At 39.7% G+C, this 25,902-nt stretch carries 28 protein-coding genes and 1 pseudogene; 25 read left to right on the top strand and 4 right to left on the bottom strand.

The window, feature by feature from the left end; all coding sequences use genetic code 11:
• Window positions 1-10 precede the first annotated feature (10 nt).
• The 6 genes from QM874_RS02295 to QM874_RS02270 all read left to right on the top strand — a co-directional run bounded on the left by QM874_RS02295 (window position 11) and on the right by QM874_RS02270 (window position 5,746).
• Window positions 11-1,222: a phosphopentomutase gene (locus QM874_RS02295; RefSeq protein ID WP_414316048.1), complete on the top strand. Its 1,212-nt coding sequence runs from the start codon at window positions 11-13 to the stop codon at window positions 1,220-1,222.
• Between the two features lies 1 nt (window position 1,223).
• A complete protein-coding gene (locus QM874_RS02290) occupies window positions 1,224-1,784 on the top strand; it encodes a DUF1697 domain-containing protein (protein WP_414316047.1) in 561 nt (186 codons plus the stop codon).
• Window positions 1,781-2,590: a purine-nucleoside phosphorylase gene (locus QM874_RS02285; protein WP_414316046.1), complete on the top strand. Its 810-nt coding sequence runs from the start codon at window positions 1,781-1,783 to the stop codon at window positions 2,588-2,590. The genes QM874_RS02290 and QM874_RS02285 overlap by 4 nt, the downstream gene beginning before the upstream one ends.
• 2 nt (window positions 2,591-2,592) lie before the next feature.
• Window positions 2,593-3,873, top strand: a complete 1,281-nt coding sequence (locus QM874_RS02280) for a chloride channel protein (protein ID WP_414316045.1) — start codon at window positions 2,593-2,595, stop codon at window positions 3,871-3,873.
• A 201-nt stretch (window positions 3,874-4,074) separates the two neighbouring features.
• On the top strand, window positions 4,075-4,785 hold the full coding sequence (gene deoD, locus QM874_RS02275; RefSeq protein WP_414316044.1) for a purine-nucleoside phosphorylase: 711 nt from the start codon (window positions 4,075-4,077) through the stop codon (window positions 4,783-4,785).
• Between the two features lie 229 nt (window positions 4,786-5,014).
• A complete protein-coding gene (locus QM874_RS02270; RefSeq protein ID WP_414316043.1) occupies window positions 5,015-5,746 on the top strand; it encodes an NAD-dependent protein deacylase in 732 nt (243 codons plus the stop codon).
• A gap of 221 nt (window positions 5,747-5,967) precedes the next feature.
• On the opposite strand, the gene QM874_RS02265 is transcribed toward QM874_RS02270, so the two are convergent.
• The 3 genes from QM874_RS02265 to coaA all read right to left on the bottom strand — a co-directional run bounded on the left by QM874_RS02265 (window position 5,968) and on the right by coaA (window position 7,772).
• A complete protein-coding gene (locus tag QM874_RS02265; RefSeq protein WP_414316042.1) occupies window positions 5,968-6,486 on the bottom strand; it encodes a DNA topology modulation protein in 519 nt (172 codons plus the stop codon).
• Between the two features lie 64 nt (window positions 6,487-6,550).
• Complete coding sequence (gene rpsT, locus QM874_RS02260; protein WP_029689628.1) at window positions 6,551-6,799, bottom strand: 30S ribosomal protein S20; 249 nt, start codon at window positions 6,797-6,799, stop codon at window positions 6,551-6,553.
• Between the two features lie 52 nt (window positions 6,800-6,851).
• Window positions 6,852-7,772: a type I pantothenate kinase gene (gene coaA / locus QM874_RS02255; protein ID WP_414316041.1), complete on the bottom strand. Its 921-nt coding sequence runs from the start codon at window positions 7,770-7,772 to the stop codon at window positions 6,852-6,854.
• Between the two features lie 122 nt (window positions 7,773-7,894).
• Between coaA and QM874_RS02250 the strand changes: the two genes are divergently transcribed.
• The 9 genes from QM874_RS02250 (at window position 7,895) to QM874_RS02210 (ending at window position 16,043) form a co-directional block, all read left to right on the top strand.
• Window positions 7,895-8,173 (top strand): 1,4-dihydroxy-2-naphthoate prenyltransferase, encoded by a 279-nt coding sequence (locus QM874_RS02250; RefSeq protein ID WP_414316040.1) that lies wholly within the window; start codon window positions 7,895-7,897, stop codon window positions 8,171-8,173.
• A 107-nt stretch (window positions 8,174-8,280) separates the two neighbouring features.
• The gene (locus tag QM874_RS02245; protein WP_414316039.1) at window positions 8,281-8,871 is read left to right on the top strand and encodes a class I SAM-dependent methyltransferase; all 591 of its coding nucleotides are present in this window, start codon (window positions 8,281-8,283) and stop codon (window positions 8,869-8,871) included.
• Window positions 8,868-10,151 (top strand): pyrimidine-nucleoside phosphorylase, encoded by a 1,284-nt coding sequence (locus tag QM874_RS02240; RefSeq protein ID WP_414316038.1) that lies wholly within the window; start codon window positions 8,868-8,870, stop codon window positions 10,149-10,151. The genes QM874_RS02245 and QM874_RS02240 overlap by 4 nt, the downstream gene beginning before the upstream one ends.
• 17 nt (window positions 10,152-10,168) lie before the next feature.
• On the top strand, window positions 10,169-10,831 hold the full coding sequence (deoC, locus tag QM874_RS02235) for a deoxyribose-phosphate aldolase (RefSeq protein WP_414316037.1): 663 nt from the start codon (window positions 10,169-10,171) through the stop codon (window positions 10,829-10,831).
• Window positions 10,818-11,207: a cytidine deaminase gene (locus tag QM874_RS02230; protein ID WP_049502784.1), complete on the top strand. Its 390-nt coding sequence runs from the start codon at window positions 10,818-10,820 to the stop codon at window positions 11,205-11,207. The genes deoC and QM874_RS02230 overlap by 14 nt, the downstream gene beginning before the upstream one ends.
• 90 nt (window positions 11,208-11,297) lie before the next feature.
• Window positions 11,298-12,353, top strand: coding sequence for a BMP family lipoprotein (locus QM874_RS02225; RefSeq protein WP_414316036.1), 1,056 nt, complete (start codon window positions 11,298-11,300; stop codon window positions 12,351-12,353).
• Window positions 12,354-12,497: 144 nt separating this feature from the next.
• Window positions 12,498-14,033, top strand: a complete 1,536-nt coding sequence (locus QM874_RS02220; RefSeq protein WP_414316035.1) for an ABC transporter ATP-binding protein — start codon at window positions 12,498-12,500, stop codon at window positions 14,031-14,033.
• Window positions 14,026-15,084 (top strand): ABC transporter permease, encoded by a 1,059-nt coding sequence (locus QM874_RS02215; RefSeq protein WP_414316034.1) that lies wholly within the window; start codon window positions 14,026-14,028, stop codon window positions 15,082-15,084. The genes QM874_RS02220 and QM874_RS02215 overlap by 8 nt, the downstream gene beginning before the upstream one ends.
• 2 nt (window positions 15,085-15,086) lie before the next feature.
• Window positions 15,087-16,043 carry an ABC transporter permease gene (locus tag QM874_RS02210; protein WP_414316033.1) on the top strand — a complete coding sequence of 319 codons (957 nt, stop codon included), beginning with the start codon at window positions 15,087-15,089 and terminating at the stop codon, window positions 16,041-16,043.
• A gap of 94 nt (window positions 16,044-16,137) precedes the next feature.
• On the opposite strand, the gene plsY is transcribed toward QM874_RS02210, so the two are convergent.
• The gene (plsY, locus tag QM874_RS02205) at window positions 16,138-16,779 is read right to left on the bottom strand and encodes a glycerol-3-phosphate 1-O-acyltransferase PlsY (protein WP_414316032.1); all 642 of its coding nucleotides are present in this window, start codon (window positions 16,777-16,779) and stop codon (window positions 16,138-16,140) included.
• A gap of 217 nt (window positions 16,780-16,996) precedes the next feature.
• On the opposite strand from plsY, the gene QM874_RS02200 reads away from it, so the two are divergent.
• The 10 genes and pseudogenes from QM874_RS02200 to QM874_RS02155 all read left to right on the top strand — a co-directional run bounded on the left by QM874_RS02200 (window position 16,997) and on the right by QM874_RS02155 (window position 25,896).
• Complete coding sequence (locus tag QM874_RS02200) at window positions 16,997-17,638, top strand: amino acid ABC transporter permease (protein ID WP_414316031.1); 642 nt, start codon at window positions 16,997-16,999, stop codon at window positions 17,636-17,638.
• 10 nt (window positions 17,639-17,648) lie between these two features.
• A complete protein-coding gene (locus tag QM874_RS02195; protein WP_414316030.1) occupies window positions 17,649-18,278 on the top strand; it encodes an amino acid ABC transporter ATP-binding protein in 630 nt (209 codons plus the stop codon).
• Between the two features lie 9 nt (window positions 18,279-18,287).
• Window positions 18,288-19,130, top strand: a complete 843-nt coding sequence (locus QM874_RS02190; RefSeq protein WP_414316029.1) for an amino acid ABC transporter substrate-binding protein — start codon at window positions 18,288-18,290, stop codon at window positions 19,128-19,130.
• Between the two features lie 127 nt (window positions 19,131-19,257).
• A complete protein-coding gene (gene parE, locus QM874_RS02185) occupies window positions 19,258-21,207 on the top strand; it encodes a DNA topoisomerase IV subunit B (protein WP_414316028.1) in 1,950 nt (649 codons plus the stop codon).
• 12 nt (window positions 21,208-21,219) lie between these two features.
• A complete protein-coding gene (locus tag QM874_RS02180; RefSeq protein WP_414316027.1) occupies window positions 21,220-22,188 on the top strand; it encodes a hypothetical protein in 969 nt (322 codons plus the stop codon).
• 161 nt (window positions 22,189-22,349) lie between these two features.
• Window positions 22,350-23,120, top strand: a complete 771-nt coding sequence (locus QM874_RS02175) for a DUF6261 family protein (protein WP_414316200.1) — start codon at window positions 22,350-22,352, stop codon at window positions 23,118-23,120.
• A gap of 26 nt (window positions 23,121-23,146) precedes the next feature.
• Entirely contained in the window at window positions 23,147-23,521 is a 375-nt protein-coding gene (locus QM874_RS02170; protein WP_414316026.1) for a GNAT family N-acetyltransferase, read from the top strand.
• A gap of 66 nt (window positions 23,522-23,587) precedes the next feature.
• A pseudogene (locus QM874_RS02165) lies at window positions 23,588-23,806 on the top strand (GNAT family N-acetyltransferase); the annotation flags it as partial.
• Between the two features lie 16 nt (window positions 23,807-23,822).
• Window positions 23,823-24,665 (top strand): aminoglycoside 6-adenylyltransferase, encoded by an 843-nt coding sequence (locus tag QM874_RS02160; RefSeq protein WP_414316025.1) that lies wholly within the window; start codon window positions 23,823-23,825, stop codon window positions 24,663-24,665.
• A 19-nt stretch (window positions 24,666-24,684) separates the two neighbouring features.
• Complete coding sequence (locus QM874_RS02155) at window positions 24,685-25,896, top strand: hypothetical protein (RefSeq protein WP_414316024.1); 1,212 nt, start codon at window positions 24,685-24,687, stop codon at window positions 25,894-25,896.
• Window positions 25,897-25,902 lie beyond the last annotated feature (6 nt).

The raw sequence follows: 25,902 nt of genomic DNA, 5'->3' as shown, positions 1-25,902 counted from the left end.
GAGACACATTATGCCAAAATTTAATCGTATTCACTTGGTGGTACTAGATTCTGTAGGAATCGGTGCAGCACCAGATGCTAATAACTTTGTCAATGCAGGAGTGCCAGACGGAGCTGCAGACACACTTGGGCACATTTCAAAAGCTGTAGGTTTGGATGTACCAAACATGGCAAAACTTGGTCTTGGAAATATTCCTCGCGAAACACCATTGAAGACTGTTCTAGCTGAAAGCAACCCTACTGGTTATGCGACTAAGCTTGAAGAGGTATCTCTAGGTAAAGATACCATGACTGGTCACTGGGAAATCATGGGACTTAATATCACTGAACCTTTCGATACTTTCTGGAATGGATTCCCAGAGGAAATCCTTACTAAAATCGAAGAATTTTCAGGACGAAAGGTTATCCGGGAAGCAAACAAACCCTACTCAGGTACAGCTGTCATCGATGACTTTGGACCACGCCAAATGGAAACTGGCGAGTTGATTATCTATACATCTGCTGACCCGGTTCTTCAAATCGCAGCCCACGAAGACATCATTCCTTTGGATGAGTTGTACCGTATTTGTGAATACGCTCGTTCTATTACTCTTGAGCGCCCAGCTCTTCTAGGACGTATCATTGCTCGCCCATATGTTGGGGAGCCAGGAAACTTCACACGTACTGCCAATCGTCGTGACTTGGCTGTTTCACCATTTGCGCCAACTGTTTTGGATAAATTGAATGAAGCCAGTATCGATACATATGCAGTTGGTAAGATTAACGATATCTTCAACGGTGCAGGTATCAACCACGATATGGGCCACAACAAATCAAACAGCCACGGTATTGACAACTTGATCAAGACTATGAAATCAGAAGACTTTAAACATGGCTTCTCATTTACAAACTTAGTAGACTTCGATGCACTTTATGGACACCGTCGTGATCCACACGGCTATCGTGATTGTTTACATGAGTTTGATGAGCGCTTGCCAGAAATCATTGCAGCAATGAGAGAAGACGATCTTCTTTTGATTACTGCTGATCACGGAAATGACCCAACCTATGCTGGTACAGACCATACTCGTGAATATATTCCACTTTTGGCATACAGTCCAGCCTTCAAAGGTAGTGGCTTGATCCCAGTTGGACACTTCGCCGACATCTCAGCAACAATTGCGGATAACTTTGGTGTTGAAACTGCCATGATTGGTGAAAGTTTTTTAGAAAAATTAGTTTAAGATGATTCGTTACGCTCTACTTGTTAGAGGCATTAATGTCGGTGGAAGGAACAAGGTAGTCATGGCTCAGTTGCGTCAAGAATTGACGGAGTTAGGATTGGAAAATGTTGAAACCTACATCAATAGTGGCAATATTTTCTTTGACTCAAGTATCTCGAAGACTCAACTAGTGGAGATCTTACAGGCTTTCTTTGACAAGCATTATCCATTTATCCAACATTTTTCCTTGTTAAGTCAAGAAGATTACGAAGAGGAGCTTAGAACTCTTCCGGAATGGTGGTTCCAAGAAATGGCTCGAAAGGATGTTCTCTTTTATACTGAGGGACTGGATAACAAGCAAGTCATTGAGAAAGTCGAAAGTATGGAACTGGTAGATGAAGTGCTTCATTTCGGGAAACTGGGAATCTTCTGGGGCAAATTCTCAGAAGAAACCTATAGCAAAACAGCCTATCATAAGTTCCTGCTTAAGATGCCTTTCTATCGTAATATTACTATTCGAAATGCAAAAACCTTTGACAAAATCGGTCAATTTTTAAAAGATTATGAAGGAGACAGACAATGACATTATTAGCGAAAATCAATGAAACAGCTGCTTTCTTAAAAGAAAAGGGAGTAGAAGCACCAGAGTTCGGCTTGATTCTTGGATCAGGACTTGGAGAACTTGCTGAAGAAATCGAAAATCCAGTTGTGGTAGACTATGCGGAGATTCCAAACTGGGGACGTTCTACTGTTGTTGGACACGCTGGAAAATTGGTGTACGGTGAGCTTGCAGGACGTAAGGTTTTAGCACTTCAAGGACGCTTCCATTTCTATGAAGGCAATCCGCTTGAAGTCGTAACTTTCCCGGTTCGTGTCATGAAAGTTTTGGGCTGTGAAGGTGTGATTGTAACCAACGCTGCTGGAGGCATCGGCTTTGGTCCTGGTACTTTGATGGCTATCACTGACCACATCAATATGACAGGACAAAATCCGCTAATCGGTGAAAACTTGGATGACTTCGGTCCACGTTTCCCAGACATGTCAAAAGCCTACACTCCAGAATATCGTGCTACAGCTCATGCAGTTGCTGAAAAGCTTGGTGTTAGACTTGATGACGGTGTTTATATCGGTGTAACTGGTCCAACGTATGAAACTCCAGCTGAAATCCGTGCATATAAGACACTTGGTGCAGATGCGGTTGGTATGTCCACTGTTCCTGAAGTTATCGTTGCAGCACACTCTGGCTTGAAAGTTCTTGGTATTTCATGTATTACCAACTTTGCGGCTGGTTTCCAAGAGGAACTCAACCACGAAGAAGTTGTGGAAGTGACAGAACGCGTCAAAGGCGACTTCAAAGGATTGCTGAAAGCGATTCTTGCTGAATTATAATCATGGTACATGAGTTGAGGAGGAGTCTTCAGAAGATCCCATATAACCTCAAATTAGTCCTAGCAGTTATCATGCTAGGGCTAGTTACAGGTATATTCGGAATTTTGCTCCATTATCTTTTAGAGCTGGTTGAAGGGATTGCTTTTGGTCAGACAGAGCATAACACTGGATTCTTGACAGATGGTGTTGCCTCATCACGAATAGGCTTCAGTTTAATCATCATGGGCGTCAGTTCTGCCTTGGTCTGGTATTTCTTGCAAAGAAAAGCAAAGATTTTTTCCATCAAAGCGCAGATGAAAGATGAAACGTCACAATATAAACTTCACTTTTTAAAACATCTAGTTCATTCAATTTGGCAGATTGTTGCAGTTGGAGGAGGAGCGCCTATCGGTAAGGAAGCTGCGCCGCGGGAGATTGGAGCTTTATTTGCAAGACCTATTGCCAATATTTTCTCTCTATCCGTGAAGGACCAAATCTTTCTCATTGCCTGTGGAGCTGGTGCGGGTTTAGCAGCTGTCTATCAGGTTCCGTTAACGAGTGTGTTTTTCGTTTTTGAAACCTTGGGAATTGCTTTATCTGTCAAATGTTTTTTCTTGGTCGGTCTGACTACATATGTATCAGCCTTTACAGCAGGCTTTGTTGTTTCAGATCATGCTCTCTACCAGATTCCAGCTCTGACTTGGCCACTAGGTGATATGTGGCTTGTTCCCTTATTAGTTCTTTTCCTGACTCCACTCGCTTGGCTTTTTAGTCGCTTCAACAAACAAGCTTCTTTAAAGAGAATAAAGGACAAGCGGATACTCTATACTCTGCCTGTAACATTCCTTTTCCTTGTTGGATTGGCTAGCCATTTGCCTCATCTACTTGGTAATGGGCGTATGATGGCTCAGGAAATTTTAAACGGCAGTAATGCCAAGACGGTAATCCTCTTATTTGTCTTGAAAGCCTTGGTCGTTTTAGTCACCCTTTGGGCAGGTGCCTATGGTGGTACCTTGACCCCATCTTTTGCCTTGGGGATGGCAGGAGCTGCACTCTTGACCATGATTTTAGGTAGTGGCAACCAGCCAGCAGTCTTACTATTAGGTTCGGTTTGCTTTTTATCTGTGACCTTGAAGGCACCCCTATCTGCAAGTGGATTGGTAATGGGGTTCACTGGTCAGTCATTTGAGGCTATACCTTTTCTTTTGGTGACTGCTTACTTGGCATTTGGTTTTGCTAAAATGCTGGACCGAATCCCTTGGGAGAAATACTTACGACCAAAGACAAGGATAATAGAAAATTAATAAGAATACTCTAGTTTTTCTAATCCAAAATATATTTTAAATTTATAATCAATATCATTTAATAAAGAAAGGTAGAGCGTGTGTTCAGATTTGAACACGAGCGGAAAGCTCGGAAAATAGATAATCTGACTGAGAAATCAGGATTTCTCGTCAGATTCCTAATTTTCAGTCGCTTTCTGGTCGCTCTTTGTATCATAAACTATGTCTATCCATATTGCTGCTAAGCAGGGTGAAATTGCTGATAAAATTCTTCTTCCTGGAGATCCTCTTCGTGCGAAATTTATCGCTGAGAATTTCCTTGAAGATGCTGTTTGCTTTAACGAAGTCCGTAACATGTTTGGTTACACTGGGACTTACAAGGGCCATCGTGTATCTGTTATGGGAACAGGGATGGGAATGCCATCAATCTCCATCTATGCGCGTGAATTGATTGTCGATTACGGTGTGAAGAAATTGATCCGTGTCGGAACTGCTGGTTCTTTGAATGAGGATGTTCACGTCCGTGAATTGGTCTTGGCGCAAGCAGCTGCTACCAACTCAAACATCATCCGTAACGACTGGCCACTATATGATTTTCCACAAATCGCTAGCTTTGATTTACTAGATAAAGCCTACCATATCGCCAAAGATCTTGGTATGACCACTCACGTTGGTAATGTCTTGTCTTCAGATGTCTTTTACTCAAATTACTTTGAGAAGAATATCGAACTTGGTAAGTGGGGAGTGAAAGCAGTGGAGATGGAAGCAGCAGCTCTTTACTATCTTGCTGCCCAACACCATGTTGACGCTCTTGCTATCATGACTATTTCTGATAGCTTGGTCAATCCAGATGAAGATACAACTGCAGAAGAACGTCAAAACACCTTCACTGATATGATGAAAGTTGGTCTAGAAACCTTGATTGCAGACTAAAGTTAGACTCCATTCATGTGCTTACTCTTGTTCTCAAAATGATAAGCATGTTCATTGCTTCAATCTTATAATAGATGAGAATAAGAACTTTGAAGAAAGCCTAATTGTGTCAAAGAACCGAGACTAGTCAGTTTAATATCTAAATCATAATCAAATAAAGTTGAAAACCTGGTTGACAATAGCTAAAGGTTTTCAACTTTTTTAGAACAAAAACTAAAGGAGGGGTGAAATGGATAAAATTGAACAACTACAAGGTATTATTGATCAAAGTCAGAGAATTGTCTTTTTTGGTGGTGCAGGGGTTTCTACAGAGTCTAATATTCCAGATTTTCGAAGTTCTGATGGTGTTTATAGTCTTAAGTTGGGGCGCCATTTTACTGCCGAGCAACTGGTATCACGCACCATGTTTGAGCGCTATCCAGAGGATTTTTTTGATTTCTACAAAAAGTATCTCGTCTATCCGGATGCTAAGCCAAATTTAGCACATAATTATCTAGCGTCGTTAGAAAAAACAGGTAAATTAAAGGCGATTGTGACGCAAAATATTGATAGCTTGCATGAAATGGCGGGTTCTGAAAATGTTTTGAAACTGCATGGTAGTGCAGATCGAAATTACTGTTTAGGCTGTCATCGCTTTTATGATTTGAATGCATTTTTGGCACTTGAAGGTCCAGTTCCCCACTGCTTAGATTGTGGCAAAGTAGTCAAACCTGACGTAACCCTTTATGAGGAACCTCTGGATATGGATGTTTTTAGTCGAGCAGCCCAAGTCATTCAGCAAGCAGATTTATTGATTATTGGAGGAACTTCCTTAGTCGTTTATCCTGCAGCTAGCCTAATCAATTATTTTTCAGGGTCAAATCTTGTCGTTATCAACAAGTCCAGCACTCCTCAAGACAGCCAAGCTGATTTAGTTATCGAAGGTAAGATCGGAGAAGTTTTTTCTAAATTGAGACAATAAAAAACTGAAAGAAGTAGGACTATACTTCCTTCAGTTTTTTTGTATCACGCCTCAGAAACTATGAACACGATTCTCTTCATTTCTAGGGGATCTTATATTTGATTTATAAATTGCTCGAGTTATTTTTAATTGTTGAATAAAAGGAAAAAAGGAAGATTTTCTGGATGAAAATCTTCCTTTTTTAGGCATTCAGCCCATGCTGACCTTAATGAAATGTTATTCTATCGTCTATTTTTAAGAGATTGCAAGAAATAGTCAATCTCAGCTTGAGAATGGAGAATGCGCACCTTTTCTGGGTAAGTATTGTTTAAGTGCTTGTATCTTTCTTTAGCATTTTTTGTTCGTCCATCCCAGAGAATCCAACGGATAAATTCCCAGTTGAATTGCTCGGGACATCCCTCTGCCATACTTTCTCTAACTTTTCCTCTGTATTTTAAATAGCGCTTAAAGGCTCTTAGCAAACAATTCCAAGCAGAGAAGTTTAAAAAGATAATCTGGTCAGCTTGCTCCATTCTTTCCTCATAGCAACACCAAGAGTAGTTGCCATCGATGACCCAGTTTTCGTTGTTGGCTAGAAAAGTTTTCATTTCGTTCAGCATCCAGTCGCGGTCACTATCTTGCCAGCCTGGCTGAAATTGAAGAGTGTCCATATGAAGTTTGGGGATGGAGTAGTAGTGAGACAACTTTTCAGCTAGAGTTGACTTGCCTGATCCAGAATATCCAATGATAGCTATTTTCATAATAACCTCCAGAAAATATGCACAAAAAAAGCTCCGAGGAGCTCATTTTGTATGCAGTTAATGATTAACCAAGTTTAGCTGCAAGACGTGCTTTATCACGGCTAGCTTTGTTTTTGTGGATCAAACCTTTAGTTTCTGCTTTATCGATAGCTGAGCTGGCAGCACGGTAAAGTTCTTCAGATGGGTTTGCTTCAAAAGCTTTGATAGCAGTACGCATAGCTGATTTTTGAGCTGAGTTTTTTTCGTTTTGTTTAACGTTCAATTCAGCGCGTTTGATAGCTGATTTAATGTTTGCCAATGTTCTTACCTCCATTTTTACTAACTATACCATTATATCTGAAAACTTACGTTTTGACAAGGGAAAATTATTTTTTTAAGTAAATTTCATCAATTTCGTGATTTTTAGATTTATGGAGAATGACCTCGGCACGATTTCGTGTCGGTTCAATGTAATTCTGGAGATTGGTTAGGTTGATACTGGTCCAAACCTGGTGGGCAAAATCCTTCACTTCACTAAGAGGAAGTTGAGTGAAACGGTAGTAATAGTTGCCTGGATTATCCTGAGCAAAGCTAAGAAGTTTTAAGAAACGATCCAAATACCAGCTTTCAATATCCTCGACTGCAGCATCGACATAGATTGAAAAGTCAAAGAAATCAGTAATATAGAGACGTGCATTATGGGGATTTTGGAATACATTGATTCCCTCAACAATGACAAAATCAGCGGCTTCTACTCTTTGTTTTCGACCAGGGACAATATCATAGATTTCATGGGAATAAACAGGGATATCAACATCCTGTCCATTTTTGAGTTGGTCTAGAAAATTAAGCAAAGATTCCATGTCGTAGCTCTCAGGAAAACCCTTGCGATTTAGGATATCTTGCTCAATTAAGACACTGTTTGGGTATAAAAAACCATCCGTAGTAACCAGTTCAACCCTTGCTCCAGGAACAATACGGGAAAGTAAAATTTGCAAGAGACGACTAGTGGTTGATTTTCCAACAGCAACGCTTCCTGAAACTCCGATAATGAAAGGTTGTTCTTTGCTCTCTCTTTGAAGGAAAATACCTTTTGAAAAGGCAAGGTCTTCTTTGGAACGTTTGTAAATCTGAATCAGATTTGCCAGTGGCAGATAGATATCTGTAACATCTTGTAGGCTAATCTGGTCATTGAAACTCTTAATGGAATCTAATTCTTCCTCGGTCAAGGGAGGAGTTGTTTTGCGATGCAAGGATTGCCAAGTTTCGCGGTCTATCTTTTCAAAATGTAAAAATTCGTTGGTCATACTATATCCTCGTTTGATATCTTAGTATACCATATTTTGGAATGAATAACATCCGACCATTTGAGAAAAAGCGCTTTCTTTGTTAAAATATAAGGGGGAAAACCTATAAAGGAGGTTCTAAGATGAAAGCTGTATTAAGAGAAAAAACGCTGGTTTTGATCAGTCTATTTGTAGTTGTTTTATGGTTATCACCAAACTGGGTGAATTTCTCCTTTTCAATAGGACCTTACTCCTATAACTGGACTACTTTTGTCCTTTTTATCTTATTGCCACTCATTGGACTTGGCTACCTTGTGTTAGCTTTCTTTAAAAGAAAGTGGTGGCTCTTCTTTTTTGGTTTAGCTTGTATCTTTGCTTTTCCGATTACCATGGCAGTAGGGAGCTTTTTACTAGGGCCCTAATGCTAATCAGAACTTATATTATTTTTGTGGAAATACAACATGATTTAAGGGCTTGATACCTTTGAAAACGATTTACAAATAACTTATTTTTATGGTAAAATAGAACTATGAGTAAAATGTATTATGCAGAAAATCCAGATGCAGCCCATGATGTTCATGAACTTAGAGTTGAGCTCCTTGGGCAAAAGATGACCTTTTTAACAGATGCTGGAGTCTTTAGTAAAAAAATGATTGATTTCGGAAGTCAGTTGTTGTTAAGATGCCTTGATGTTGAAAAAGGTGAAAGAATCCTTGATGTTGGTTGTGGCTACGGTCCAATAGGCTTGTCTTTGGTTAAAGCTTATGATGCCCAGGCGACTATGGTGGATATCAATAACCGTGCCCTGGATTTAGCCCAGCAAAATGCAGTAAAAAACAAGGTTCAAGCGACTATTTTCCAGTCTAATATTTATGAGCAGGTGGAAGGACAATTTAGTCATGTCATTTCGAATCCGCCCATACGTGCAGGCAAGCAAGTAGTTCACGAAATCATCGAAAAAAGTATAGACTTTTTAGTAGACGGTGGAGATTTGACTATCGTTATCCAGAAAAAACAAGGAGCTCCTAGTGCCAAAAGTAAGATGGAAGATGTATTTGGCAATTGCGAGGTTGTAAAAAAAGATAAGGGATATTATATCCTTAGAAGTGTGAAAGAATGAGAGCAGTAGATCTAATCCAGAAAAAAAGAGACGGACAAGAACTCAGTTCCAGTGAAATCCAATGGTTGATTGAAGGCTATGTGGCAGGAAGTGTTCCTGACTACCAGATGTCAGCATTTGCCATGGCAGTTTACTTCCAAGGAATGACCACGAGAGAAATTTCTGATTTAACCATGAATATGGTTAAGACAGGTCAGGAGTTTGATTTGTCAGCTATAGATGGTGTCAAGGTTGATAAACACTCTACGGGTGGTGTTGGTGACAAGGTAACTTTAATCCTAGCACCCTTGGTAGCCAGTTTTGATGTCCCAGTGGCTAAAATGAGCGGAAGGGGATTAGGCCACACGGGTGGTACAATTGATAAATTGGAATCCATCAAAGGTTTTCAGATTGAACGAAGTCAGGATGAATTTATCAAACAGGTTCAAGATATTGGTGTTTCAGTTATTGGGCAATCTGACCAACTAGTCAAAGCTGATAAGCTTCTCTATGCCCTTCGTGATGTGACGGCAACAGTTGATACTATTCCTTTGATTGCTAGTTCGGTCATGAGTAAAAAAATTGCTGCTGGAGCTGATGCTATCTTACTTGATGTAACAGTCGGTGAAGGCGCATTTATGAAAACAGTTGACGAGGCACGCCAACTGGCTCAAACCATGGTAAACCTTGGTAAGGCTGTAGGTCGTAAGACAGTAGCAGTTATTACAGATATGAGTCAACCCTTGGGACGCGCCATTGGTAACCGTTTAGAAATCCTAGAAGCACTGGAAATTCTTCAAGGTAAAGGACGTCAAGATATTAGCCACTTTATCTGCGAGCTAGCCCAGATTATGCTATCTTTAGCAAATGTTGAAAAAACTGTCGAGGAAGTAAGGCAACATCTTGAAAACGGTAAGGCTCTCAAGAAATTCGAAGAGATGGTTCTAGCTCAGGGTGGAGACCTAGAAGACCTCTATCGTCCAGTAAAAGTCGACCATGTAATTGATATTCCTGCTCAAGAGGATGGTATTATCGCAGAACTTCCAGCCATGGAGTTTGGTCTTTTTGCCATGAGATTGGGTGCTGGTCGTGCCGTTAAAACAGATGCTCTTGACTATGAGACAGGTATCGTTTTTGAGAAGAAAGTGGGAGATTCGGTCAAACAGGGTGAAATTGTCGCAAAAGTATATACAAATGGGAAAATTTCTCCGGAACTAGTTACAGATTTCCAAAATTATGTTAAAATTAAGATAAGTGATGAAGCGATAAAAACGCGTGAAATCATTGAAATTATCTCCTAATTTAAGGAAAAAACGAAATGAAACTAAATAAATACATTGATCATACGCTTTTAAAGCAAGATGCAACAGAAGAACAAATTAATCGTTTGTTATCTGAAGCTAAAGACTTTGATTTTGCCAGTGTTTGTGTCAATCCTTGCTGGGTTTCACATGCCAAAACTGCACTCGTAGATACTGATGTCAAGGTTTGTACAGTAGTAGGCTTCCCTCTTGGAGCCACAACTTCAGCTGTCAAGGCTTATGAAACCAAAGAAGCAATCCAAAATGGTGCTGACGAAATTGATATGGTTATCAATGTTGGTGCACTCAAATCAGGAAATGCTGCATTAGTTGAGTCAGATATTCGAGCAGTTGTTGAAGCAAGCGGAGACAAACTCGTTAAGGTTATTATCGAGGCTTGTTTGTTAACTGATGAGGAAAAAGTTCTGGCTTGCCAGCTAGCCCAGAAAGCAGGAGCAGACTTTGTCAAGACGTCAACAGGTTTCTCAACAGGTGGAGCGACTTTGCCAGATGTTCAATTAATGCGCCAGACAGTTGGACCTGATATGGGGGTTAAGGCTGCTGGTGGAGCTCGTTCTTATGCAGATGCTGTAGCTTTTGTTGAAGCTGGAGCTACTCGTATCGGAACATCTGCTGGTGTAGCAATCTTAAAAGGAGAGTTAGCAGATGGCGACTACTGAGTTGATTGACTTAGCGATTGAGACTAGTAAAAATGCCTATGTTCCTTATTCACATTTTCCGATTGGTGCTGTTTTGGTTGCCAAGGACGGTAGTGTTTATACAGGATGCAATATTGAAAATGCTAGCTACCCCTTGACCAACTGTGGTGAGAGAACAGCTATTTTTAAAGCTATCTCCGAAGGACAACGTGAGTTTTCAGAGTTGATTGTTTACGGTCAAACTGAGAAACCTATTTCTCCTTGTGGAGCTTGTCGCCAAGTTATGGTCGAATTTTTTGAACAAGATCTAAAGGTGACTTTAGTTGCCAAAGATAAATCGACGGTCGAGATGACGGTCGGGGAATTACTTCCATATTCTTTTACAGACTTGCAATAGTCTGTGTCACTCTCTGAGTGGCAAGGGTCCTTGTGACCAATCAATCCATACTTGCAACTTTGTTGCGCATCTTATTTAGGAGGTTCAGTAATGAACAAGAAACAATGGCTAGGCCTTGGTCTAGTTGCAGTAGCAGCATTTGGACTTGCTGCATGTGGTAATCGCTCTTCTCGTAACGCAGCTTCATCTTCTTCTGATGTGAAGACTAAAGCAGCTATCGTTACAGATACTGGTGGTGTTGATGATAAATCATTTAACCAATCAGCTTGGGAAGGGCTTCAAGCTTGGGGTAAAGAGCACAATCTTTCAAAAGATAATGGCTTTACTTACTTCCAATCAACAAGTGAAGCTGACTACGCTAACAACTTGAACCAAGCAGCTGGAAGCTACAACTTGATCTTTGGTGTTGGTTTTGCCCTTCACAACGCTGTTGAAGAAGCAGCAAAAGAACACGCAGATAAAAACTATGTTTTGATTGACGATGTCATTAAAGATCAAAAGAACGTTGCCAGCGTAACATTTGCTGACAACGAAGCAGCTTACCTTGCTGGTGTTGCAGCTGCTAAAACTACAAAAACTAAACAAGTTGGTTTTGTAGGTGGTATGGAATCTGAAGTTATTTCTCGTTTCGCAGCTGGTTTCAAAGCTGGTGTTGAGTCAGTTGACCCATCTATCAAAGTACAAGTTGACTACGCTGGTTCATTTGGTGATGCCGCTAAAGGTAAAACAATCGCTGCTGCTCAATACGCTGCAGGTGCAGACGTTATCTACCAAGCAGCTGGTGGTACTGGAGCAGGTGTCTTCTCAGAAGCTAAATCTTTGAATGAAAGCAAAAATGAAGACGAAAAAGTTTGGGTTATCGGTGTAGACCGTGACCAACTTGAAGAAGGTAAATATACTTCTAAAGACGGTAAAGAAGCTAACTTCGTGCTTGCTTCTACATTGAAACAAGTTGGAACAACAGTTCAAGATATTTCAAACAAGGCTGAAAAAGGTGAATTCCCTGGTGGTCAAGTTATCGTTTACTCATTGAAGGATAAAGGTGTTGACTTGGCAGTAACTAACCTTTCTGAAGAAGGTAAAAAAGCTGTTGAAGATGCAAAAGCTAAAATCCTTGATGGTAGCATCAAAGTTCCTGAAAAATAATTGAAGGAAGTCATTTCTTAGGAAGCGGCCTTGGGCCGCTTCTTTAAGAATTGGGGCAAATTAATTTTGTCTCAATAGAGCTTGTTAAGATCTCATTTTAACAAGTTTTATTGAAACAAAATAAAACTCTGAAAGGAAGAGCACATGGCACACGAAAATGTCATTGAGATGCGTGAGATCACCAAGGTCTTTGGTGAGTTTGTCGCTAACGACAAGATCAACCTAGAACTTCGTAAAGGTGAAATTCATGCACTTTTAGGAGAAAATGGAGCTGGGAAGTCCACGCTTATGAATATGCTAGCAGGGCTTCTTGAACCAACTAGTGGTGAAATTGTAGTAAATGGACAGGTTGTTAAACTGGATTCACCATCGAAAGCTGCTAGTCTAGGGATTGGGATGGTTCACCAACACTTTATGTTGGTTGAGGCCTTCACAGTTGCTGAAAATATCATTTTGGGAAGTGAATTGACCAAAAACGGTGTGCTAGATATTGCTCGCGCAACTCGAGAAATCAATGAATTGTCTGAACGCTATGGTTTGGCGGTAGATCCCTCTGCTAAGGTAGCGGATATCTCTGTCGGAGCTCAACAACGTGTTGAGATTTTGAAGACTCTCTATCGTGGAGCAGACATTCTTATCTTTGACGAACCGACTGCTGTTTTAACACCATCAGAAATTGATGAGTTGATGGCTATCATGAAGAACCTAGTTAAGGAAGGCAAATCAATCATCCTTATTACTCACAAGTTGGATGAAATTCGTGCTGTGTCTGACCGTGTTACAGTTATCCGTCGTGGTAAATCTATCGAGACTGTTGAGATTGTTGGTGCAACCAATGCTGACCTGGCAGAAATGATGGTCGGGCGTTCGGTTTCCTTCAAAACTGAGAAACAGCCAGCTCAACCAAAAGAAGTTGTACTATCTATCAAAGATTTAGTAGTCAATGAAAACCGTGGGGTTCCAGCAGTTAAAAATCTTTCTCTTGATGTTCGAGCTGGTGAGATTGTTGGGATTGCCGGGATTGATGGAAATGGTCAGTCTGAGTTGATCCAAGCTATTACAGGACTTCGTAAAATTGAGTCAGGTAGCGTAGAGTTAAAAGGTCAATCTATCTCTGGATTACATCCTCGTCAAATCACTGAAATGAGTGTGGGACACGTTCCAGAAGACCGCCACCGTGATGGCTTGGTTTTGGATATGATGATTTCAGAAAATATCGCTCTACAAACCTATTACAAAGAACCACTTAGCAAGAATGGAATTCTTAATTACACAAATATCATTTCTCATGCTAAAAAATTGATGGAAGAGTTTGATGTTCGTGCCGCTAGTGAGATAGTACCAGCAGCAGCACTCTCAGGAGGAAATCAACAAAAAGCGATTATCGCTCGCGAAATTGATCGAGATCCTGATCTCCTTATCGTCAGCCAACCAACTCGTGGTCTGGATGTCGGTGCCATTGAGTACATTCACAAACGCTTGATTGAAGCTCGTGATAATGGTAAGGCTGTCCTTGTAGTCAGCTTTGAGTTGGATGAGATTTTAAATGTCTCTGACAGAATTGCCGTTATCCACGATGGTAAGATTCAAGGGATTGTGACACCAGAAACAACCAACAAGCAAGAGCTTGGTGTCTTGATGGCTGGTGGTAACTTGGAAAAGGAGAAGAGTGATGTCTAAAAAAATACAACAAATTTCGGTTCCCTTGATTTCTGTTTTCCTTGGAATCTTGCTTGGAGCCATCGTCATGTGGATTTTTGGCTATGATGCCATCTGGGGCTATGAAGAATTGTTCTATACGGCCTTTGGTAGTGTTCGTGGTATCGGTGAAATTTTCCGTGCTATGGGTCCGTTAGTCTTGATCGCTCTAGGGTTTGCAGTTGCAAGTCGTGCTGGTTTCTTTAACGTTGGGCTTCCTGGACAAGCCCTCGCGGGTTGGGTTCTTAGTGGCTGGTTTGCCCTGACTCATCCTGATATGCCACGTCCTTTGCTGATTCTCGCAACCATTATCATTGCGCTAGTTGCAGGGGGGATTGTTGGTGCGATTCCAGGTGTTCTTAGAGCTTATCTTGGAACATCTGAGGTTATTGTTACCATCATGATGAACTACATTGTTCTTTATGTGGGGAATGCCTTTATCCACCACTTCCCTAAAGATATTATGCAGAGTACTGACTCATCCATTCGTGTTAGTGCCAATGCAACCTATCAGACACCTTGGCTTTCTGAGCTAACAGGTAACTCTCGTATGAACATCGGTATTTTCTTTGCTATCATTGCAGTCGGAGTTATCTGGTTCTTGCTTAAGAAGACAACTCTCGGTTTTGAAATCCGTGCAGTTGGTCTCAATCCAAATGCTTCTGAATATGCAGGTATTTCAGCTAAACGCACCATCATCCTATCAATGATTATTTCAGGTGCCCTTGCAGGTCTAGGTGGAGCAGTAGAAGGACTCGGGACCTTCCAAAACGTTTATGTCCAAGGTTCATCATTGGCGATCGGCTTTAACGGAATGGCGGTTAGTCTACTCGCTGCAAACTCACCAATTGGAATTCTCTTTGCAGCCTTCTTGTTCGGAGTGCTTCAAGTTGGAGCCCCTGGTATGAATGCTGCTCAAGTGCCATCTGAGCTTGTAAGTATCGTTACAGCCTCAATTATCTTCTTTGTCAGTGTTCATTACATCATCGAACGCTTTGTCAAACCAAGAAAACAACTTAAAGGAGGTAAATAAGGATGTCGATTACAACAATGTTAACCCTTATGGTTTCTTCAATGTTGATTTACTCAGCACCACTTATTTTCACAAGTATCGGAGGCGTTTTCTCTGAACGTGGTGGAGTTGTTAACGTTGGTCTTGAAGGAATCATGGTCATGGGTGCCTTTTCTGGAGTTGTTTTTAACCTTGAATTTGCTCAAGATTTAGGAACAGCGACCCCTTGGTTGGCTCTTCTAGTTGGTGGATTAGTCGGAGCTATCTTCTCGCTCATTCATGCAGTGGCTACAATTCATTTCCGTGCTGACCATGTTGTCAGTGGTACTGTGCTAAACTTGATGGCGCCTGCCTTGGCTGTTTTCTTGGTAAAAGTCCTTTATAACAAGGGGCAAACGGACAACTTGGTTCAAACCTTTGGACGTTTTGATTTCCCAGTCTTGGCCAATATTCCATTTCTAGGAGATATCTTCTTCAAGTCAACCAGTTTACTTGGTTACCTTGCAATTGCTTTCTCATTCTTAGCATGGTTTATCCTTTTCAAAACACGCTTTGGACTTCGCCTTCGTTCAGTTGGTGAACATCCACAAGCAGCAGATACTTTGGGTATCAATGTCTACAAGATGAGATATTTGGGAGTTGTGATTTCAGGCTTCCTTGGAGGGATCGGAGGAGCTATCTATGCTCAGTCAATTTCCGTCAATTTCTCAGTTACAACGATTGTAGGACCAGGATTTATCGCCCTTGCAGCTATGATCTTTGGTAAGTGGAATCCTGTCGGAGCTATGCTTTCAAGTCTCTTCTTCGGACTATCACAGAGTTTGGCAGTTATTGGTTCACAACTTCCTTTCTTACAAGGAGTTCCAACTGTTTACTTGCAGATTGCACCATATCTCTTGACCATCGTCGTCCTAGCAGCCTTCTTTGGAAAAGCTGTTGCACCGAAGGCGGATGGTATCAACTATATCAAATCTAAATAAACACAAACGAGGTTGGGAAAAATCCCGACCTCGTTTTTTAGTATTTGAAATGAAACTCTGGCGAAAACTTCATTTTTTTGTTCCATCATCTTCTCTATTTTTTAGGGTTTTGATGGGTGAGATTTAGCCCCCAAGGAACTAGGTTTTCAGTTTTGTTTTGAATACGATTGATATTATCCTTATGACGTATGATTACAATTCCCGCGAGTGCTATGATAATAAGAGTAAAGAGGAAATCGTAATTACTTAAGATAAAGCCGAAAAGTGGAAAAACTAGAGCACCAAAAACAGCAGCAAGGGCAGCTGTAACACTAGAGAGTGAAATCATACTTCCTAAATAAAGAGTTCCAAAGAAGACTACTGCTAGATAGAGACAAAATGCAGGAGCAAATCCGAAAACGACTCCAGCACTGGTTGCGACAGCCTTACCTCCCTTAAATCCTGCAAAAATTGGAAAAGTATGCCCGATTACGGCCAAGAGACCAAAGATTAGAGGAGAGATTCCTTGTAGATGGAAGATTAGTGGAAGTAGAGTGGCCAAAGTACCTTTAAAGAAATCAATTACAAAGGTTGCCATCCCAGCTTTCTTACCTAAGATTCGGAAGGTATTGGTTGTTCCAGTATTACCAGATCCATGTTCTCTTAGATTGATGTTAAAGAATATTTGTCCAATCCACAAGCCTGAAGGAATTGAACCCAATAAATAAGCTAAAATTAATAATACTATTGTCATCATGTTTCTATTATACCATGAATTAGGAGAGAAACGAAACTGAATCTGTTTACTAGCTGTGACATCTGATACTTTATCAAACTTGATAAGTTTATCATGAGTACCATTTTTATTCAAAAATAAAGGCTAAAGTTTTAAAAATTCATGAAAGTTTCTGAAATTCCTTGATTTTATGTTTATTTATGCTATAATGGGAACAATTATTTTTAGGAGGTGGAATATGTCTTACTTATTTGAGATATTACCAAGTTTATTGAGCGGTGCGACGATGACTCTACAAGTTTTTGCACTGGTCTTACTTTTTTCAATCCCTTTAGGCATTTTGGTTGCTTTTTGCTTACAGGTGCATTGGAAACCCCTCCATTACATGATTGACATCTATATCTGGGTGATGCGTGGAACACCCTTGCTCTTGCAGTTAATCTTTATCTACTATGTTCTGCCAAGTATCGGGATTCGACTAGATCGTGTGCCAGCAGCAATTATTGCCTTCACGCTTAATTATGCGGCCTACTTTGCAGAAATATTCCGTGGAGGGATTGCAACGATTCCTCAAGGGCAATATGAGGCAGCTAAGGTTTTGAAATTCAAACCTATCGATACCGTCCGCTATATTATCTTGCCACAAGTGACCAAGATTGTTTTGCCAAGTGTATTTAACGAAGTTATGAGTCTGGTTAAGGATACTTCACTGGTCTATGCGCTCGGTATTTCAGATTTAATCCTAGTCAGTCGTACTGCAGCCAATCGTGATGCCAGCTTGATTCCAATGTTTTTAGCAGGAGCTATCTATCTTCTCATGATTGGTATTGTTACGATTATAGCTAAGAAACTTGAGAAAAAGTTTAGCTACTATAGATAGGAGGTTATCCATGTTAGAGTTAAAAAATATCAGCAAAAAATTTGGAAAAAAAGAAATTTTATCCAATTTCAATTTAACAATTCCTGAAAAGCAGATTTTGGCTATTGTTGGACCTTCTGGTGGTGGGAAGACAACCTTGCTTAGAATGTTAGCTGGACTTGAAACCATTGATTCAGGTGAGATTTTTTATAATGGAGAATCCCTACCTTTGGATGAACTTGAAAAGCGTCACTTATTAGGTTTTGTTTTTCAAGATTTTCAGCTTTTTCCTCACTTATCCGTTATGGAGAACTTGATTTTGTCACCCATCAAAACTATGGGGCTGTCTGAAGCAGATGCCAAGAAGAAGGCAACCGACTTACTCGCTCGTCTGGGGCTCGAAGCTCACGCAGATGCTTATCCATACTCCTTATCTGGTGGTCAAAAGCAACGGGTTGCCTTAGCACGTGCTATGATGATAGATCCTGAAGTGATTGGTTATGACGAACCAACTTCAGCCCTTGACCCAGAGTTGCGTCTCGAAGTTGAAAAACTGATTTTACAAAATCGAGACTTAGGCATGACGCAGATTGTCGTGACCCACGACCTCCAGTTTGCAGAGAATATTGCTGACCAGATTCTCAAAGTAGAGCCTAAGTAGGAGGTGTCTATGAATCGAAAGAAAATCAGCCTTGTTTTGGTATTCTTTCTTGCTTTTTTCCTCGTAGGATGCACGCAAAAAGCTAGCAATCCTAAAGTAGATAATTGGGAAAAATACCAACAACAAGGAACAATTACTATCGGATTTGACAATACCTTTGTTCCCATGGGTTTTGAAGAAAAGAATGGGCAATATGTTGGATTCGATATTGATCTAGCCCAAGCTGTTTCTGAGAAACTTGGCTTTAAGGTCCAGTTTCAACCCATTGATTGGGATATGAAGGAAACAGAGCTTCAAAACGGAACCATTGATGCGATTTGGAACGGATATTCAGCGACGGATGAACGACGTGAGAAGGTTGCTTTCACCATTACTTATATGGAGAATCAGCAGGTTCTCGTCTCTAAGAAATCTCAAAATATCCAATCTGTGTCTGATATGACAGGCAAGGTTTTGGGAGCCCAAGCAGGGTCCTCTGGTTATCTAGATTTTGAAGCTCAACCGGAACTCTTAAAAAATATTGTAAAAGATAAGAAGGCGAACCAATATCAAAGTTTTAATGAAGCCTTGATTGACTTGCAAAATGATCGGATTGATGCCCTTCTAATTGACCGTGTTTATGCTAACTATTATCTTAAAACTGAAGAAATCTTAGACCAGTATGAAATTTTCCCAGCTGGTTTTGAGAGTGAATCCTTTGCAGTTGGAGTAAGACCGGCTGATAAGACCTTGTTAGATAATTTAAATAAAGCTTTTGTGGAGCTCTATCAAGAAGGAAAATTCCAAGAAATTAGCCAGAAATGGTTTGGTGAAAATGTCGCCACAAGCCAGATTAAGGGAGAAGAAAACTAAGACTCGCGTCTTGGTTTCTTTTTTTGAGGAATAAACAATTGAGTGCAAACCTGCTCAATTAGAAAAATTTTGCAAAATCCCTAGAAAACCTGTAAAATAGAAAAGATGAACAAATAGGAGGTTCCTTGTGTCAAAAAAGGAAATCAATATTAACAATTATAATGATGACGCCATTCAGGTGCTAGAAGGGTTGGATGCGGTCCGTAAACGTCCAGGGATGTATATCGGATCGACTGACGGTGCTGGACTCCATCACCTAGTCTGGGAAATCGTGGACAATGCAGTCGATGAAGCTCTGTCTGGATTTGGTGATCGTATTGATGTGACTATTAATAAAGATGGAAGTTTAACGGTTCAAGACCACGGACGTGGGATGCCAACAGGGATGCACGCCATGGGAATTCCAACGGTTGAGGTTATCTTTACCATCCTTCACGCTGGAGGAAAATTCGGTCAAGGTGGCTATAAGACATCTGGTGGTCTCCACGGAGTGGGTTCTTCGGTCGTTAATGCCCTTTCTAGTTGGCTTGAAGTAGAAATTACTCGTGATGGTACAGTTTACAAGCAACGCTTTGAAAATGGTGGGAAACCAGTAACAACTCTTGAAAAGGTAGGAACAGCACCAAAATCTAAGACAGGTACAAAAGTGACCTTCATGCCTGATGCTAGTATTTTTTCTACGACAGACTTCAAGTACAATACCATTTCAGAGCGTCTCAATGAGTCAGCCTTTCTCTTAAAAAATGTAACCTTGTCATTAACAGACAAACGAACAGATGAATCTATCGAATTCCACTATGAGAATGGGGTGCAGGACTTTGTTTCCTATCTCAACGAAGACAAGGAAACCTTGACACCAGTGCTTTACTTTGAAGGGGAAGACAATGGTTTCCAAGTAGAAGTAGCCCTCCAGTACAACGATGGATTTTCAGATAACATTCTATCCTTTGTCAATAACGTTCGCACCAAGGACGGTGGAACGCACGAGACAGGACTCAAGTCCGCTATTACCAAGGTCATGAATGATTACGCGCGTAAGACGGGGCTTCTCAAGGAAAAAGATAAAAACCTTGAAGGGTCAGACTATCGTGAGGGGCTAGCGGCTGTCCTCTCTATTCTAGTCCCTGAAGAACATTTGCAGTTTGAGGGACAGACCAAGGATAAACTAGGAAGTCCACTAGCTCGTCCCGTTGTAGATGGGATTGTAGCTGATAAATTAACTTTCTTCCTTATGGAAAATGGAGAACTAGCTTCTAATCTGATTCGCAAGGCAATCAAGGCGCGTGATGCCCGTGAAGCAGCACGAAAAGCGCGTGATGAGAGCCGAAATGGTAAGAAAAATAAGAAAGACAAGGGATTACTTTCTGGGAAATTAACCCCAGCCCAGTCTAAAAATCCAACAAAGAACGAGCTCTATTTGGTCGAAGGAGATTCTGCCGGCGGTTCGGCCAAACAAGGTCGTGACCGCAAGTTCCAGGCTATCTTACCTCTTCGTGGTAAGGTTATCAATACAGCCAAGGCCAAGATGGCAGATATCCTCAAAAATGAAGAAATCAATACCATGATTTATACCATCGGTGCAGGTGTTGGAGCAGACTTTTCTCTTGAAGATGCTAACTATGACAAGATCATTATCATGACCGATGCGGATACCGACGGTGCCCACATTCAAACTCTTCTCTTAACCTTCTTTTATCGTTATATGCGTCCACTAGTCGAAGCTGGACATGTCTATATCGCCCTTCCTCCACTTTACAAGATGTCTAAAGGTAAAGGCAAGAAAGAAGAAGTGGCCTATGCTTGGACGGATGGCGAGCTAGAGGAACTACGTAAGCAGTTCGGTAAAGGGGCTACCCTTCAACGTTATAAAGGTCTTGGTGAAATGAATGCGGACCAACTCTGGGAAACAACTATGAACCCAGAAACGCGTACCCTCATCCGTGTTACGATTGAAGACCTAGCACGCGCAGAACGTCGCGTCAATGTCCTCATGGGTGATAAGGTTGAACCACGCCGTAAGTGGATTGAAGACAATGTCAAGTTTACGCTTGAGGAGAGTGGGGAGATGGTGTTTTAGAGGAATGACAATATGGTAGTTTTATCCAAAAAAGACAAAGAGAAATTAAAAAATGATATAGATAAATATAAATATTTAAAAATTTTATCATTTGAAGAAGATTTTGAACAACGAAAAAAGCTTATGTTGGACGATGCACAAACTTCAAAATTGATAGGAGTATTATTACTTTTTATCTTTATTTTCCTCAGTTACCTCATTAACTTAGAATTATTAAAACATATTGTAGCAGTATTAGGATTACTCCTTATTTTAGGGGTTGTATATTATTTCATTCAAAATTGGAATATAAAATTAGTAACTAAATTGAAGAAGTTTATTTTTATAGCAATCCCTATTGAGTTTTGGTTGATTTTTAGTCTATTATGGCTTATTCCATATTTTAATGATAGAAAGGATATATACTCTAATTGTAAACTGAATTTAACTGTATTTGCATTAAGTACGTTTTTCACAGTTTTACAGGTTTGTATAGTATTTAAACATTTTCCAAATTATCTGATTGATTCTCTAGAAAGGATTTTCTTTTTCTTACTTACAATTAGTTCAGTTTTTACATTGATCTATGGACCTCAAATCTTAAATCCAACTAGTATTGGTGAGCTTGTTATTAGTTGGGGAGTAATTCTAACTACTGGGGCAATGTATTTTGTACAAGTTTGGTTCAAATATAAAGAATTTAAAAAAGAAACAATAGCCCGACAAATTTTCCAAGAGCAGCTTCTTAAAAATGAAGATAGTATTGATTACAATAGGCTAGTAGAATGTTATTATTACGGTGGTGAGAAATATAAAGAGAAGTTGCTGAGTACGGAGAATTTTTTAATAGAAATTTTAAAACACGAGTTAAAATTATTAAAAATTTTAGACTCTTATGAAAATTATCTTTTATACAAAGCGTTTTATTCAAAAATATTAGCTGCTTCCTCAATAAAACTCCATAGGTCAGAAACTCTGGCAAAGTCGCTAAAAGAAAAATGAGTCCGCCAGTTTTTCTGACAGAGCGCTTTGGAGTAAATTATATTTGTCCGAAAATCGGACGAGTGTATTTTGAGTAAAAGACGAACTTTTGTTTTTGGAGGAGCTCTTGCAGGAGCAAAAAACTTTTTCTGAGAATCGGATGAAGTAAAAAGTACATTAAAATAAAAAAATTAGGAGATTATCCAGATAAAAAAATTTATGGAATTAGCAGTTTAGATACAAAAGCTTTAGAAAACAACGAATTTTTCCAACTTCTATCTGAGAGCAAGGATGAGTTAGGGACTTTTACAACAGCCAATAAATCTGAGCAGGTTTATGCAACGAAGCTTGGGGATATGGAAAAACTTCTTGAGACCTTGCAAGCTGGTTTGCACCGTTCTAAGGCCAGTCAAACGGTAGCTAGTCTGGAAGCGTCTGATCGTGAGCGCGATTATGCGCTTTCTACCTTGACTGGTCTGGTCAAGGCCTTCTCTCGTGTGAAAGAGGCAAGTAGCAAGGAAGCTTACGACAAACTCAACAAATTTTTCAAAAATTATGCTGGGCTAACGAGTATGAGCTACGAGAAAGAGACAGAAGCTATTAACCATTTGCTCAAGGAGCTAAAAGATACTGACTACCAAACTGCCCTTGCAACCCTGCATTTGACAACTCATGTAGAAACCTTGACAAAGGCGCAGGCTCAGTTTGAGAAAGCCTATAAGGAGCGCTTGGCTGAGCAAAAGGGCAAGGCATCTAGTCAAAACAAGGAAGTTCGAGCGAAACTGCAAGAAATCTATGACTTCCTTGTGGATTATACTGCAATCAACGCTTATGCTTATCCAGATAAAAAGCAGTATGCCAATCTCCGTGACCATCTCAACGCTATCCGTAGTTGCTATAAAAAACGCAAACCTGCTATGAAGGTAACGGAAGCAGTGGGGAGTGTTAATTAAGTCTGACAGATTTGGAGGAATAGAAGATGATTATCAGACCTGCAAGCAGAAAAGATTGTCAAGCTATTTATAGCCTTTATCAAAGTGAAAAATGGCTTTCTTTTACAGAGGAAAAAGTGACAGCTCTATTCTCAACAAATCTGTCTCATTACTTGGTGCTTGAAGAGGACCAGAAAATCCTTGGCTTTGCCCGTTATCTGACGGATGAAGTGCTGACGACCTTTTTAGCTGAAATAATTATTGATAAATCCCACCGCAGAAAAGGAATGGGACAGCAGCTGATTGAGGAGATCCACAAAAAATATCCTTTGACAAGGATTGAATTAATATCTGAAGCAGATGGATTTTATCGGGCAATAAGTTTTAAGCCTGTTGGTACAGGATTTAGAAAATCTGAATGAAAGGAGACAGCCAATGATGCTTGACAACAAACTGGGTCTGACAGATACGCTTGAACTTGCCAAGATGGTTATGCGACGGAGGCTGCCCCAGCCTGTCTAGACTTTGCTTTTCAGCAAGCTAGCTTGTCAGAAGTTTACTCTTTTACATCCTTACTCAATCAACTTTCGCAAAAAGTCATGCAAAAACTGAGCATGGAATTTGTCAAAGAATTTGATAATGAAAAAGTTCCAGCAGACAGTCCGCTTTATAGACATGTCCTCTACAGAATCAATAGTTTCCACTAAAAAGGCAGGTATTCCCATGAGAACTGAAACCGAGATGTTTGATGTGATTTTGCAAACCGCAAAAGTGCTACAGGTCGATGCAGTCGCCATGTCCGGCTCGCGGACAAACCCAAAGGCTCCCAAGGACGAGTTCCAAGACTATGATGTAGTCTATATCGTGGGGGATTTGGATGGTCTGATAGCCGACCTTTCTTGGTTGGACCAGTTTGGCACACGTATCATTGAGCAACATAATATCCTAGGCAACCGTCGTCTCTATCTCATGCTATTTGAAGATGGCAATCGGATTGATTTAACCCTCTGCCCCAAAGACCACATTCAAGAGTGGGTAGAAAGCGAAGCGGATTTCACGGTGCTAGAGGACACTAAGGGCTTGTTTGAGACCTATTCCCCAAGTCCAGAGCGTTACTGGATAACCCCAGCTACTGAGACGGATTTTGAAAAATCTTGTAATGAATTTTGGTGGGTGTCAACCTACGTGGTCAAAGGAATTTGTCGTAAGCAACTTATCTATTCGACTGACCATCTCTACGGTATTTGTCAGCAAGAACTGCTAAAAGTATTGGCCTGGCAGGTAGCAAGTGATAAAGGAACAGTCGACATCGGTAAGAACTACAAATACCTCTTTAACTACTTGCCTGCTGAGAAGGAGAAGGAATTCTCAAATCTACTTGATTTCTCAAGTTTAGACAAAACCACTCATTCTTTATTGGCTACGATGCAAATTTTCCACCAAGAAGCTCAAATCCTTGCCCAAAAGATGGGATTTAAGTATGAAAAAGAAATGGCTGAGAAGATGATTCAGTATGCTGAGGATAACAATGAGACTGGCAAGGTGGAGAAAAATAGATATAGTTAATCAGATAAGGAGTACTGCAATGTCTGAAATACTGACAATATTGTCATTTTTGATTATTTTTTTAATTTTTAGTGAGTTTAAAAGACGTAAAAATAAAAGATTTAATGATTCGCCCTTCTTTGTTATAATTGAGAAAGAATACAAGAAATGGCATAGAATGAACGGCACAATATTAAACAGAAAGTATACTACGGCATTTGAAATAGATAGAATATTATTTGAATTACGTTCCAAGTTATTAGATTATGGTATTACAAAGAAAGAATTTGAGAATTATATTAAATTTGTGGAGAGCAAAGGCAACCAATTATCTTTTTCAATTAAAGATATAATTATAGGTTTGTTAACTTTTCTTAGCACAAATACACTCATGTCTAAAATATTACCAAATCCTACTTGGGAACAAATTCAAGATTCATTTCAAGGGTTAGTTAGTAGCATGAGTGAATATAATTATATGTTTAATATTATTTTGATTTTATTGCTATTCATTCTTTTAATCCGCTCAATGTATGTTATTAGTAATTTTGATAATTTGAATAAAGAGGGACAAAGATTCCCATTATTGAAAAGATTAGAATCAATTTGGGAATATAAAGAAAATACGGAAATTTCTACTACTGAAGATGCGTTAAAACATAGGGAAGAAAACACTGAGGAGTATGTATATACTAAAATAAATTTTTCAAAATCTAATTTTGATAAGCGGTTGGAAGCAGCCGTGGGTGAAACAGTTTTTGATAATTTTGCTTTCATATTTAAAAAAATTGAGGTTGTATTTACTTGTTTATCTAGTGTATTTGACTGGTTATTAGGTTTTATACTACCAACTATATTTCTGATAAGCAGTCTTTGGTTATTATCTTTAGAACCAAAGACTAACATGGTAAATATTCTTTTTATTAAAATTTTATCAGTAATCATTTATCTTTTATTTATATCATTTTCTAATTCACAAATGAATGTGTACTCAGAGGGAATAACTTATGAAAAAAGTGATTTTTCTAAAAAATATCAATATAAGCTAGTACCAGTCCAGAGAAAATGGCCCTCGGTCATTTGTTTTGTAATATATTTAATTTTTTCCATTTTCATTGTTTATTATCTTTTTGTTAGTGAAAAACTTAATTGTCTTAATATAATTTTTTTGATTATATTCTTTATAGTCTATTTGAGAAGTTTCTTTCTAAGGGTGGAAAAAGTACTAGATGAAAATGCAATAATACAATAGAACTGG

Source organism: Streptococcus infantis (assembly GCF_047463615.1).
Classification (GTDB): Bacteria; Bacillota; Bacilli; order Lactobacillales; family Streptococcaceae; genus Streptococcus; species Streptococcus infantis_X.
Note: the sequence above shows the minus strand (reverse complement) of the source record. Positions and strands in the feature narration are given on the sequence as shown.